Source organism: Acinetobacter sp. LT1, assembly GCF_059800965.1.
Window position 1 is genome coordinate 114139 of the sequence record NZ_JBBAXE010000002.1, and the last position, 14875, is coordinate 129013.

Annotated in this window: 8 protein-coding genes; 6 read left to right on the forward strand and 2 right to left on the reverse strand. The window is 36.9% G+C overall.

The genetic code is table 11. The features are described 5' to 3' along the window. Window positions 1-166: 166 nt before the first annotated feature. The 6 genes from WBW42_RS02305 (at window position 167) to WBW42_RS02330 (ending at window position 13136) form a co-directional block, all read left to right on the forward strand. A complete protein-coding gene (locus WBW42_RS02305) occupies window positions 167-1387 on the forward strand; it encodes a chloride channel protein (RefSeq protein ID WP_032063565.1) in 1221 nt (406 codons plus the stop codon). A 345-nt stretch (window positions 1388-1732) separates the two neighbouring features. Next, the gene (locus WBW42_RS02310; protein ID WP_032056506.1) at window positions 1733-3472 is read left to right on the forward strand and encodes a ShlB/FhaC/HecB family hemolysin secretion/activation protein; all 1740 of its coding nucleotides are present in this window, start codon (window positions 1733-1735) and stop codon (window positions 3470-3472) included. 46 nt (window positions 3473-3518) lie between these two features. Further along, window positions 3519-9581, forward strand: a complete 6063-nt coding sequence (locus WBW42_RS02315) for a two-partner secretion domain-containing protein (RefSeq protein WP_032056505.1) — start codon at window positions 3519-3521, stop codon at window positions 9579-9581. Window positions 9582-9592: 11 nt separating this feature from the next. After that, complete coding sequence (locus WBW42_RS02320) at window positions 9593-10993, forward strand: hypothetical protein (RefSeq protein ID WP_005070065.1); 1401 nt, start codon at window positions 9593-9595, stop codon at window positions 10991-10993. 268 nt (window positions 10994-11261) lie between these two features. Continuing rightward, window positions 11262-11777, forward strand: coding sequence for an SMI1/KNR4 family protein (locus WBW42_RS02325; protein ID WP_005070062.1), 516 nt, complete (start codon window positions 11262-11264; stop codon window positions 11775-11777). Between the two features lie 792 nt (window positions 11778-12569). Continuing rightward, window positions 12570-13136 carry a TetR/AcrR family transcriptional regulator gene (locus WBW42_RS02330; protein ID WP_032056504.1) on the forward strand — a complete coding sequence of 189 codons (567 nt, stop codon included), beginning with the start codon at window positions 12570-12572 and terminating at the stop codon, window positions 13134-13136. A 51-nt stretch (window positions 13137-13187) separates the two neighbouring features. On the opposite strand, the gene WBW42_RS02335 is transcribed toward WBW42_RS02330, so the two are convergent. Beyond that, window positions 13188-13619 (reverse strand): SRPBCC family protein, encoded by a 432-nt coding sequence (locus tag WBW42_RS02335; RefSeq protein ID WP_017481476.1) that lies wholly within the window; start codon window positions 13617-13619, stop codon window positions 13188-13190. Between the two features lie 140 nt (window positions 13620-13759). Then, window positions 13760-14680, reverse strand: a complete 921-nt coding sequence (gene yddG / locus WBW42_RS02340; protein WP_032056502.1) for an aromatic amino acid DMT transporter YddG — start codon at window positions 14678-14680, stop codon at window positions 13760-13762. Between the last annotated feature and the right edge of the window lie 195 nt (window positions 14681-14875).

The window sequence follows — 14875 nt, forward strand, 5'->3', positions numbered from 1 at the left end:
ATATTCCTCACAGTTTAGTGATATGAAAATTAATCACTGTATTGAAAGCTCGCTTATGCGGGCTTTAATTTTTAGCCCAGTTTAAGCATTTCTCACTTAATGAGCTGGCAGCATAAAAACAATTTGAGAATTTGGCACTCACTCAAAGGCGAATTGAAGAAAGCGAATGAAAATTCTACCTTCATCTGAATATGATCAAATTCTAAAATACAGTGTCTATTGGCTCGTCATCTCGATCGTGATTGGAGTCGTAGCGGGGTTGGCATCGACTTTAATTTTTGTCGCTTTTGATATTTCGAATAAAGTTCGAAGTCTGCATCACTGGCTCATCTACTTTTTACCTTTTGTAGGTTTTGGTATTGGTTATCTCATTAAAAAATATGGATCACCGATTGAGCGGGGAACTCATTTACTGATTGATGAAATTCACCAGCCTAAGTCGTTTATTCCAAAACGAATGAGCCCCATCATTTTTATTACTTCAATTTTAACGCAGTTATTCGGTGGTTCGGCAGGGCGTGAGGCCCCAGCGGTTCAGCTTTCAGGTGCCTTAATTGACCACTTAAGCCATATATTAAAAGTCTCGGAAGATAACCGAAAAATCTGTTTAATCGCCAGTATTGGTGCAGGCTTTGCAGGGGTGTTTGGCTTGCCTCTAGCGGGTGCAATCTATGGTTTAGAAATTACTGCTTTAGGTAATTTAAGATATTCAGCTATTTTTCCATGTTTTGTGTCGGCTCTGATTGCATCGGCCATTCCTGAGCTATTTGATATTGTTCATCCGCATATTTTTTATGTGATTAGTGAGTTTCCCGCCATTCATTTTGGCACGCTCATGAACTTAATTGTGGCAGGTCTGATCTTTGGCCTAGTCGCACGTTTCTTTATTGCGGCCATCCATTTTGCGAGTGACGTCTTTTATAAATACGTTCGGTATTTGCCTTTAAGAACCATGGTGGGTGGTATTGTCATTATGCTACTTACGTTGTTCACTGCGCATCAGCAATACAACGGTTTGGGTACAGATAAAATCATTTCATCTTTTTATGTACCGATTGAGTTTTACGACTTTTTTAACAAGACTATTTTTACAGCCATCACTTTAGGTTCAGGCTTTAAAGGTGGTGAAATTACGCCATTGTTTTATGTAGGTGCGACATTAGGGAATGCTTTAGGGGCGATTTTAGACCTACCAATTTCATTGCTTGCAGGCTTAGGTTTGGTAAGTCTGTTTTCTGGAGCAAGTAAGGCACCGTTAACATCTATTATTTTAGCTGTTGAGCTATTTGGAATGAATGTTGCGACTTATGCGATTATTACTTGTTTGTTGGCGGCGTTATTTTCTGGGAATTGTGGGTTGTATCGCCGTAAAAAGTTGATGGATTGATTAAGCATTTCTAAGGAGTTGAGTGGTTTTAGAGTGCTTAACTCCTATTAAATCTTCTTTTTTTTAATAATAAAAATTGGCCTAGTAAATGAAAATAATTCTAAAAATATGAAAAGAATTGAATTTATAGCTTTATAAAAGAAGATGGAAATTAATTTTAATGAACAACTATTGTTTCCTAAATATTTAAACTATAGGTATACATTAATAAAAATTAAAAATATTTAAAAAATTTCCAAAATGTTTCAATTATGAATTTTTTATGACATTTATTGTTGATTGTGAATGATTCATGTAGTTTTTGTTTGATTTTTTATCCATTTGGTAAATTAAAAATAACATTTTATGCAAAACAAAATTTTTTTTACTCACGCTTTTTTTCTTTTGTATGGGGTAGCTACACATGCATACGCCATCGATGATATTTCTTTACCAGATCGTATACGTCAGGAACAACGTTTAAAAGAGCTTAATCAACAATTAGAAGAGCAAATCACTCAGCTTGCACCTAAACCTGTCACTACCCAATTGCAGGATTTTAAAACTATAGTCGTTTCGGAAGAGCCATGCGTTAAGGTCAAGAATATTGATTTTGATAGAAAGACGTTACAGGACCCTGAACACTATAAATTTCACTTTATGCTTCGGGCAATCTGGAATCATCCGCAGAAGATTATTGGCAAGTGTATTGGTACGCAAAGCTTACGTAACCTCGTTAATTTCGCCCAAAATGAATTGATTAAGAAGGGTTTTATTACCAGTCAGGTTACTGTTGATCCTCAAGATATTCAGCAAGGTTCTTTGCGACTTGGTGTGCAGATTGGGCGTTTACGTAAGATCATCGTTGAAGGTGAGCAACTCTCTTTATTACAACTTAAAGCATCTTTACCATTTAAAGAAGGCGATGTCCTTAATCTACAACAACTTGATCAGGGTCTCGAAAACTTAAAACGAGCTTATACGGTAGATATACAAATTGTGCCGTCAAATGAGTCTGTTCAGGAAGCTAAAGGGTATAGTGATCTGATTATTAAGTTACAGCCACAATCAAAAATCAATTTAAATTTTGGTCTGGATAATTCAGGAAGTAAAGATACAGGTCGTTATATAGGTAGTCTTGGACTCAATATTAATAATCCATTCTATTTAAGTGATTATTTTTCTTTTAATTTTAGTCATTCATTAGATAACTTAAATCGAGACTTAAATAAAAACTACTTTGTAAGTTATCAGCTTCCATTAGGAAATTATGATTTCAGTACTAGCTATAGCCGTTATCAATACGAGCAAAATGTATTGGGTGCAAATGGTGTACTACGTTATCACGGCTTAAGTCAGCAGGGTAATTTGAATGTATCTCGTGTACTTAGCCGAAGTGGACAGCATAAAACTAGCCTCTATGGCAAGCTCTACCATAAGCAAAATTCAAACTTTATTGATGATATTGAAATCGAAGTACAACGTAGAAAAACTTCAGGCTGGAATGCAGGGATACAACATCGCCAATATCTGGGTGATGCTGTATTAGATGCGGGTTTGGATTATCGGCATGGCACAGGCGCATTTGATGCGTTGTTAGCACCAGAAGAACAAATTAAGGACATTGATAAAAATCCATTACCATCAGAAGGGTATTCCCGTGCACCAATATGGAGTGCCGATTTACGTTTTCAAATGCCATTTCAGCTTTTAAATGTGCCAGCGCAATACCGTTTGAACTGGCGTGGACAATATGCTCCACGAGTTTTAGTACCTAATGATCGTTTTTATATCGGTGGTCGTTATAGCGTTCGAGGTTTTGATGGTGAACTGATGCTATCAGGCGATAACGGACAGTATTTACAACAGGAAATCAGCGTAAATACAAAAATTCCAAATACACAAATGTATGTTGCCGTAGATCAGGGCTGGGTTAACGGTAAGAACAGTATTGCTGGGCAGCGCCATCTAATGGGGAGTGTCGTAGGTCTACGAAGTTATCTGAACCATTTTTATATTGATGCCTTTACAGGGCGAGGCCTAATCGCTCCGCAGAGTATAAAAAAAGACTGGATATTTGGATTTAGCCTAAATGCTTTTTATTAAGTTTCCTTAAGAAACAAAATTAATTTTAATTAGAGAAAACTGACTTATGAATAAAAATCTTTATCGAATTGTTTTTAACAAAGCTCGTAACATGTTTATGGCTGTTGCGGAGAATGTTAGAAGCCAGAGCAAGGCGGCAGGACAATCTACCTCCTCAGAAATAGAGCGTTCGGGACAATCATCAGGACAAGAAAAATCATTTCATCAACTGTGGCATGTCAAGGCATTAGTAGCAAGTATTAGCTTATTAGTACCATTTGCTCCTGTCTATGCTGCTATTGTCGCAGATAGTGCAGCAAATGCTGCTAATAGAGCAGTCATTGGTGCTGGTAAGAACTCAGCAGGCACAACAGTTCCGGTGGTCAATATCCAGACCCCTAAAAATGGTATTTCCCACAATATCTATAAACAGTTTGATGTATTGGCTGAAGGTGCTGTTTTAAATAACAGTCGAACAGGAGCAACCACCAAAACAGTAGGGGCCGTAGGGGCAAACCCATTTTTAGCGACTGGTGAAGCGCGAGTTATTTTAAATGAGGTAAATTCAACAGCTGCTTCAAGATTTGAAGGTAACTTAGAAGTCGCAGGGCAAATGGCAGATGTGATTATTGCCAACCCGTCTGGTATTAACATTAAAGGCGGTGGCTTTATTAATGCCAATAAGGCAATTTTTACTACGGGTAAACCTCAATTAAATGCCGATGGTAGTATTAAACAGTTCACAGTTGATCAAGGGAGAATTACGGTTTCAGCAAATCCTAACTCTAAGTTTGGATTAGGGGGAAATAATAACGATGTAAATTATGTAGACCTTTATGCTCGTGCATTAGAACTTAGTGCAGAACTCCGAGCCAAAAATGATATTCAGGTGATTGCAGGGGCGAATACTATCGGTGCAGATTTACAGAATGTTATGGCTAAAACAGGAATAGGGACTGCACCGACATTAGCTGTGGACGTGAAAGCACTGGGCGGGATGTATGCCAATAACATCTATTTGATGGGGACAGAAAAGGGCTTGGGCGTTACCAATGCAGGGACTCTTCAGGCAGTCAACAATCTGGTAATTACCAGTGCAGGGAAAATTGAGCATAATGGTACAATCAGTTCAACCAGTAAAACCCAAGGTTTAGTGAACATACAGACAACGGGCACTGGTGCAGTTGCAGATATCAACTCATCAGGGAGTATTAATAGTAATAGCATGCTCAATATTGATTCAGGTAATAACCTGAATGTAAATGCCAAAGAAATTATTATTAATAATGGTAGCTTGGCTTCTTCTCCTTTAATGATCAATACTAAAGGTAATTTAAATTTAGCAGCGAATAGCCGAATTTTTAATGATGCACAGAGTGGGGATGTATATGTTGATGCAGCGAACATCAATCTGGCAACTAACGCAGGCATCACCAGTAATCGTGGTTCTGCTTATATTCAGTCACAAAAAGATGTGGTTGCAGCACAAGGTGCAAAATTAATAGCAGCACAAAATTTGAATGTATCCGGAAAAGGTAAGCTCTCACTGAACGAAAATCAGATACAGGCATCCTTGGGTTCAATAAACCTACAAGCAGATTCTTCAAATACAGATGGTTTAATTGATATCCGAGGTGGGACTATTTATGGGGGTAAAGATTTAAACTTATATAGTTCAGGAGATGTAAATTTACAGAATCTTGGATTTGCACTTGAAAATTCTGCAACACGAGTCAAGAATATTAATGCTCATAGTGGACGAAATTTGGTCTGGAACAATGCAACAAAAGTTCTACCCCAGATTACAGGGAAAGTTGCATTGGATGCCGAGAATAATTTAAGTATTTCAGCTCAAGGGGTCTCTAGCAAAGATAGTATCCAATTGCAAGCAGGTCAATTAACATTAAATACTAATCTCACCTCTCAAAAAGATATTAATCTGATCGCAGAAACAACTGATTTATTTCTAAATAATGTATTAAATGCTCAGAATGATATCAACATTTCAGCTTTAACTGGTGGGATTACTGTCAATAGCCTCAAAGCCAATTCCAATGCAGGCAAAACTTCGATTCTTGCGAATAAAAATCTAGTTTTAAATTCACTGCAAGAAATAGAACCAGCTCCTTGGGCAGATCAAGACGGCGCAACAACTGATATGACCTTCATCAATGGTAATAAAGGGGTTATATTAGGGTCAATTGGAGATGGGAATGTACAATTAAAATCTACTCGTATTACTGCTGAACAGGGAGATATTCAACTGATTGCAGGTAATGGTATTTCTTTACAAGCGAATACCGATGTGACAATTAGAGGTGATCATGGATATGATGATATTAGAAAGAATATTTTACAGGGACAATCTTTACAGATTCAGAATAAGAAAGCAGATGTCGTCATTGATAACACCACTTTAACAACCTCTGTTGGTGGTTTATCTATTAATAGCGAGGGAAAAACGACATTATCAAATAGCGAATTAAATTCTAAAGGGAATACTGAGCTTTCTGCCAAAGATCATTTGACTTTACAAAATATAGAAGCGAATGCTGATAAACACATGGCGGTGAGTAGTAAAAAGAACATTTACTTCAATAGTAAGTATGGTTCAACAGCAACTCCAGTTGTTTGGGATTCTTCGAGTTCTGTTAACTTAAAAGCGAATGGTATTTTATCTATGGTGGGTATGGATCATATCGCCAATCGGACAACTTATACTGGCGGAGCGATTTCACTAGAAGCTAATAACTTAATCAGTCCTTCTGCTGGTACCTTAACTTTTAATGCAATGGATAGTTCTGTTCTCACAAATGATCCTGCCCTAAAAAATTTAGAGGGTGATCTTACAATTCAGACAAATGGGGCTTTAACATTGGATCCCAAAATCCATAAGCTCGGTGCTGCAGGAGATTATGAACTTATTTCAAAAAATGGAAAGTTAACTTTATTAGGTTATGGTGGAGCCAATGGTCATTTCTCCGAAACAGTATTCAGATTAACCAACAATATGGGGGGGAGTCACCTAGAAGGAAATAAAGGGGTTGAAATTCAGGGTACTGTAATAAGAAACATGAAAGACCTCAAAATTGTAGCACCTGAGGGAGACATCAAAATTGAAGGGGTAAAAAATACTTTTAATAATTCTACGTATTCAAAACATTCTGATTATTTGTCCAAACAGAGGTTGTATTACGAAAATAAAATACAAGAAATTAATAGATTAGGTGTATTGAATGCGGCCCAAAAGAAACTTGTTGCACAATACACAGAAGAAATTAATGATATTACAAAACAGATTAACTTCTTAAGTCTAGGAACCAACGGAGCTGAACACGCAGGGAGTCTTTTAAGGTCTGAAACAGGGAAAGTTAATATTGTCTCTGGAAAAGGCATTATGATTACGGGGGCGGATATTCTGGCTATTGATGGTCAAGTCAATATTGAAGCTCAAGGTATTGGAGAGAAAATCTATACCTCGACGGCATTAGATAAGAATAGCCAACCCATGAGCATGAATGCGGGTGTTATTCTTGCAGCCCATAATGATTTTTATGATCGTGGCAATGAAACGGATCAAAACTATCAGGCGATCTCATTACTTACACCGACCCTTGTGGAAGGGAAGCGTGGAGTCAATATAAAAACTACAGGAGCACAGGAAGGAAGCAATCTGATTCTTCAAGCAGTAGGTATTAGCTCTTCTGAGGGGGATGTTAAGATTGAATCGAATAAAAATATACTATTTGATGTGGCGCTTGAGCAAAGTTATGATCGGTCAACATCAATTGAAAAGAAGAAGTCATGGGGTGGTTTAAAAAAGAAAACGATTACGACCTTTTCTGAGAATGAATCAACACGACCTGCTTCAGTCGATATTAGTGGCAAGAATATCTATATCGAGAGTAAAGAATTAAATAAAAATCATAAGATCGATATCTATTCAGGACAGTTTATAGCAGAAGGTGGAGATTTATTTATCCGTTCAGGTGGGGATTTATACTTTAATACAGTGAACGAAATTTCCAAGAATCAGTTGGAGGTTAATAAGAAGTCTTCAATATTAGGGATTAAATATAATACTTCAAAAACCAACAGTAGTTATCAGGTGGTTACCCAAATTCCTTCCACATTAACTGCATCATATATTGGGACCAAGTCAGGATTTGATACCCATTTAGCCGGTACAGAGTTTAATTATCTGAAAGAAGCGACAATTGAATCCGGTGGTAAAATATTTTTAGAGCCAAGTGTCACCAGTATTAATAACACTATTAAAAAGGAAAAGAATTCGGTTGTTTGGCAATCGATGCAAGATAAAGGCTCCATTACAGAAACAGCCAAACTTCCAAGTTTTAATGGACCAACTCCACCTATATTTAAAGCAGCGGGTGGATTGAGTGTACAAGTTCCAATTAGCGAAAAAGATGCCAATAAAAAAGTGCTTCGGGATGAAATATTAAAGTTGGCGAATCAGCCTGGAAATACTTATCTTAAAGATTTAGTCAATCGTAATGATGTAGATTGGCAGCAGGTTCTCCTTACCCAAAAGGATTGGGATTATAAATCACAAGGTTTAACTGGAGCCGGAGCGGCCTTAATTGTCATCATAGTCACTATTGCGACAATGGGTACTGGTACAGCAGCGGCGGCTGGAGCTGCGGGTGGAACAGCTGCAAGTGGTACAACAGTGGGGCTTGGCGCGAGCATGCTGGGTACGGCTGGTGTGACTACAACAGCGGCAGGCGCAATTGTTCCGTCAACATTAGGGGTAATGGCAAATGCAGCAGTCACGAGTCTGGCTGCTCAGGCAAGTGTTGGCCTGATTAATAATGGTGGGGATATTGGTAAAACCCTAAAAGAGATGGGAAGTAAAGATTCCATTAAAAATTTGGCTGCATCTGTGGTAACAGCTGGTTTATTGAGTCAAGTTGGTACTGCCCTAAATTTAAAGCCTGACAGTACTCTCCTATCAGATCGTTTAGTAAATAATTTTACCACTTCTGTAGGATCCACCTTAGTACAAACTGCCATTAATGGTGGGAATCTTGGCGATAATTTACAAGTTGCATTACTAGCAGGTCTAGCAGGGGCCTTACAAGGAGAGTTGGCTAGTCAGATTGGAACGAGTTTAGATAAAGTCGATCCGAATATATTTGAATATACAATTCATAAAATTGCTCATGCCGCTGTTGGATGTGCTGCTGCTGCTGCAACGAAGTCTAGTTGTGAGGCAGGTGCGATTGGTGCCGGTGTAGGTGAAATAGTTGCAGGGTTAATGCCAGAACCAGCCAATGGTATTGAATATACTGATGCAGAAAAACTAAAAATCCGGAATATAGGTAAATTAGTTTCTGGAACGGTTGCAGCATATACTGGTTATGATGTAAACACTGCTGCGAACAGTGCTGATACTGCGATTCAGAATAACTCCTTAGTTAGATTAGCAACTACCACAGGTAAGCTATTAGTAAAAGCAGCTGAAATTTATGGTGATATTAAGAAAGCAAATAAGGGTATAGTCGATTCAAAGGTTTTTGTACAAAAACTTAAAGATCAAGGCGTAAGTGAGCTTGTTGGAATAGCTGATGATTTGGTAACTGTTTTTGGTCCTGCCAGTACTCCTTTTGATAGAGCTTTAGCAGCTTTTGACCTTATTATTGGAACAGATTTAAAACCGGGGAAGGCTGAATCATTAAAGCTTGCTCAAGCTGAATTGGATAAATTAAAAGTAGATCAAGCTTATACTTTAAAAGTTTTACAAGTAAAAAAAGACGTAGTTACCAGAAACCGATTAAACGGTAAAGAATTTGAAATGAGTGCTGCAAGTAAATTGGGGGTAAAGCGAAATACCGATCGACAAATGATTACCATAAAAACTGAGAGAGATGGACAGATTAATATTATTCCAGATGCATTCGGTAATGGTGGGACATTAGTTGAGTTCAAGAATGTCCAATATCTTACAGATACCCAGCAACTCAGGGGGTATGGGGCAACAGGAAAACCAGTTACTTTAGTAGTAAATATGAATACAAAGATATCTGAAACAGTGAAGAATAGTATTTTATCTAATAAGGGGACAATTCAAAGATTTGATCCTATCAAAAATACTCTCCACTCATATTAGGAAATTATCAAATGAAGTTTAAGCGTCCTATTTATAGCAAAATTTTTACTCCAAATATGTTGAGAGATCCCCAAGAATTTTTTAAACGGATACACCACTACTGTAATTCCTTTCCAGAAATGCTTCCAGAAAAGTATGGTTTTTGGGAACCATTAAAAATCCCATTTTCACCTGATATAATAGAAAAACTGATTCCTAATGACAGAGGGGGAGCTGCTGATCGATTATTGTGCCAACGTTTAAAAAAGCCCCGTTATCAAGGAAGTTTTTGGCCTTCACTGCATGGAGAGACGCATAGTGAGGAATATCTTACCTCAGAGTTTACTCAAATTGATCAGCATAAATTGATAAATTATCTGAAAACTACTACCTTACAATTTAATGCGGACTTAGCAATTATTGATGCAAATCGGCATTCGGAACCACAGTTAGGAATTAAAGAAGGATGGCGTGGGGTAACACCTTTTTCCTATGAACTAAAACATTGGTTACCAGATATGTATTGGGGAACGGTATTTGGTAAACCTTATGTCGATTTATTTGGCTTAGAGTGTTTATTGTCTACCCCCGCGTATAAAGTAGAAAAGTTATCAGATGATGCTGTTTACATTCAATTAACTGAGCAAGTACAAGATATATTTGAAAAAACAGAACATGTGGATGAACAGCGTGAAATAGTTAAACATCATTTGGGTACTGATGCCTTTTGGTCACCAGAAAAGGCTTATGTAATAAACACGGATTATAGAGTTTTAAAAGGCTTATCTGAACATAATGTAATTAATATTCCTTTGCAGACTAATTATACTGATGTCTTCCGTGTGCCTCATTTTAATTTAATATCAGATGCTTATATGCAAGCAGAAGTGCCGCCGGAAAATATTTATACATATTTGAAGGGAATAAAGGAATTTGGTACCGATCAATGGATTGTTCAATTGTCTCAAGCATGGTTATTACGCATGTTTGATCCTATAGCGCTTGGTTATGGTGTTGAGGATGTTTATAGTCATGGTGAGGTAAGTGAAATAGAGTTTTTTTATAAACCCGATGGATATGACTCTCCTATAGAAAAGGAACTATTTATTGGAGCGTGGGATCGACCAGAGCAAGAAACAATGAGCCGTCAGAAGTATGCTGAATCCATACTTCAAGTATTAGCTAGTAATTACCCATTAGCGCAATCAGAATGGTCAAATGTAGAAAGTAAAGTTGATCATTTTGAGGGGCATTCAGAAGTTTATTTAGACCAAATCGATCCACAAGAGTTTAATTTGTTTCGTATAGCAATTAAAGTAATTGTATTTGAGCGGTTTTTTGTTAAAGTCACTTTCATGGATTATTGGTGTAATGACTTGAGTGAATCTCAAGAAATTTCTAACCCAATTTTTAACTTGTTTAAAGCTAAGTAATATTTATATAAAAAGACTTTTATTGATAAAAATAAGGGGATGAAGCCCCTTATTTTTATTCTGTACAAGAAATATATAGCAGCGAATATAGCTGTTGAATGTTCTGTCATCCACTATGGATGACAGAACATCTGCTTTAATTGAATTATCAATACGTGTGGATTTAAAGGCAGCTAAAAATGTTGATGCCTTAAAAAGCGATCAAAAAATTCTTGTGAAGAATTTAGGGACACCCTTAACAAGAATTTAATTCTTTTTGGAGAAAAATGTGAATGAAGCATTAAGAAAAATAGAGATTCTTTGGAGTAAAGAACTAAAGCACGCTGTTCATAGAGGAGAAAAAACTTTTTTTCAGTTTCGTTGTATTTTGAATAATGGTATTTCACCAGATAGATTTGATGATATCGATTTGCAATTACCCACAGAGTTTAAGGAGTTCCTCTTAGTTAGTAATGGGGCTGATTTATTCAAGGATGAGGAATATGGGCAATGGGGAGCGAGAATATTTAGTATTGATGAGTTACAGTCATCTAATAAATATTATAGAGAGTTAAGGCCTAAAGACTTCACTAAGGGGGATTTGATAATTGGTGAGTTTTATGGTGATTCAGATTTGTTATTGTTAAGGTGTGATCCTGAAAGTAAGGATTATGGCGTTGTACTTATCGCTTTACCTTTTGATAATCGCTCAGATTGGTATTGTTCAGTCAACTTTGAATATTTTATAACTGACTATGTTAATTTTGAGGGCGATAAATTCTGGGAGATGCGAACAAAAAAATAATTTTATTGAAGCTCTAACAAGGGCTAGTTTTTTTAGCATATCCCATTTTATTTATTATTCTAATTATGTTGCAAAGATTAATGCTTAAAATTAAATATATAAGTCATCTCTAGAGCTAATCTATAGTTTTGCTATGTAGTTACTAAATTAATAAAGCAAGAAAGGTATATCCTTATTTTTCTATGAATATATAAGCCCATTTCCGATGGCTAATTTCTTTCTTTTTAAGGATCTATTTTAAAACAAATGTCATTTCCCACGCTTGACGACAACAAAAGCGGATACTATCCTTTGCGGGCTGGCCTACATTGCCAGTCGGTTTTAGCAGACCGTTTTCATCTAGAACATCAAAAAAGTAATTTTTTGGTGGTGAACTCGTTCGTCCCCCTTCGTAGCGGTAGGACGGAGGAGGGACGCCTTCGGGCGTGCCAGTTCCTAGATGACTGGTCTGCTAACCCTTCTTCGTTCTGCCACCATAATCATTTAGCAGTGATCTGGTAGAACTTCTATTTCATCTAGGAGTCCGCTATGCGTACTAATTCTTCTCAATTTTTGGCCTTTGCCAAACTCTCTCTAGCCATACCGCTTAAGCAGTCTATAAATCGGTTTAACCGACCCTAGGTTTTTATGCCTAAACATCGTTACGACTAAAACATAGCAACAATAAAACCGAGGTAGGCGAGCACACCATTATTGTGCGGCTTTTACATGCCTGTTTTTAGCACTCAATTTAAGAGTAACGGCATTTCTATCTCTTTTATATACAACAAAAAATTATTTTAAGCGGTATATATGAACAATTTAGAATCTTCATTTAGAGCACTACGAGTGCTGCACACAGCAAAAGATTTATTTAATCAAGATGGATTTAACAAGGTCGGGGTTGACCGAATTATTGCTGAAGCCAAAATCCCCAAAGCGACTTTCTATAACATCTTTCATTCAAAAGCACGACTGATCGAGATGTGTTTAACCTTTCAAACGGATGCGCTCAAAGTAAAAGTCCTTTCAATTATCAATTCATACAGCGAACTTATGGTGTTCGATAAACTCAAGCAAATTTACTTTTTACATGCCAATTTAGAAGGATTTTACCGTTTACCATTTAAAGCAATTTTTGAAATTGAAAAGTGTTATGCAACGGCTTATCGAGTGGTTGTTGATTATAGAAACTGGTTTATAAATGAGCTTTATAAGCTGCTTCTTACTGTCAAAACTACCGCTTCAATAAAAGATGCCCACATGTTTCTATTTGCAATTGATGGAGCAATGGTTCAGCTGTTAAGTGCCAATAGCGTAGATGAACGAGATAAATTATTAGCTTACTTTTTATTTATGCTATCTGAGCATTCAACTTAAACCTTAAAAACAAAAAGCCCGAGATTGGGCTTTTTTGTGGATATTGGTCTATTAAAACTTAAGTTTTTTAAGCCCACGACTCACACCATTTTGTAGAGCGGCTTTAATTATAGGACCAATAAAAGGTACGCGACCTTTAAAGCTAATGGTGTAATCCAAACGACTACGATTATTTCCCAAGTCAGTAAATTTCATTACACCACGGTGACCTTTAATTGGGCTAATACCGCTGGTAATCGCATATTCAATCAGTTCATTTTCTTTATAGACTAAATTGGTTTCTACAAACGAAGGGGTCAATGGAATAGACATTTTGCGCGCAGAGCCAACACCATTACGAGCGTCTTTTCCGTTGCTAATGCGAGTCACTTTAGCAGGAGCAAAAAGCTTACTTAGGTTTTCATGCTCACTTAAGGTTGCAAATACCTTGTCTACGGGTGCATCAAATTCTTGTACGATGTTGATTTTTTGAGTTTTTAACATCTTATTTCCTCTAGAAATTATTTTGACATTGGTAATTGTCAGAATTTGGATGTTAGCACGCTTTGGGCAATGGGGGAATTCTTCTTCGTCGGAGTTATCGCATACTTAAAAAATTCACTTTGGTACATCTACAATGCTTTTTAGCCTTTTCTTAATTTTTTAAAGAAGGGCTGAATCACAGACCAGTTGGTTGAAACCCAGCAAATAAAGGAACCAGCCGTCACCATTGCTGTTCCTTGCCAAAAGCTCATCGATAATTGAGTTTGTAAAACAAACATTGCCAAAATAGACGAAATGATTGGGGTGAAATAAGAGGCCACCACAAGCACGGTAATGTTTCCATGAATGATGCCAATATTCCACGCGGCATAACCAAAACCCATGGCAGCAGACGCTACTAAAAGGGTGATGACTGTTGGAATATCCATTGACGGAATAGCGAATTGCCCCGATACAAGCAGCTTGAGCCAGAGAGTGAGCGCGACACCAACAAAGAAAATGGAAATTGGATTTTGCCCATTACTTAATTTTTTGGTGAGTACACAGTAAAAAGCCCAAATGATGGCGCCTGCAAATGCCAAAATATAGCTCAGTGGGTTGCTATGAAAATTATCGACAAGACTATTTAGACTAAAATCACCGCTTCCAGTTTGAATAAAAATAATGCCGAAAATTGAAAGCATTAAACCTAAAATAATAAGGAAATTAAACTTTAATTCCTTAAAAATAACAAAAGCTAAAACCGTTAAACTCGGCCACAGATAGTTAACAATACTAATTTCAATTGCTTGTTTTGCTGTCTGAGAGTAAGCAATCGCAAACGAGAAGCACACCTCATAAGCCACGAACAGAATTGTGCCAAATATTAAGTATTTTTTAGAGATCTGCTTAAAATCTGGAACTTTGAAAATGGCAAGCAACAGTAGCGTACTTAAAGAATAAATAAACGTAACACCTAGCTCAGGCCCAATGGCGGCACTGACTTGTTTCATTAAGCCGACCAGAGATGCCCACATGAGAATGGCGCTTAAACCAATCAATGTTGCTAGATTTTTTGACATAAAATTCAGTAAATAACGGTTAAAAAATGGTAAAAGATGAAGCTATATAGATGAAAGGAATCAATTTTCAAGCTAAGGAATATAGGACAAATTATATAAAATATAAACAATTAAATTTATTGATTGGTTGAATCTGCTATGTTTATTTAGCATTCAATTGAGTAACGAAATTTCGAATAAAACAACATTTGTACG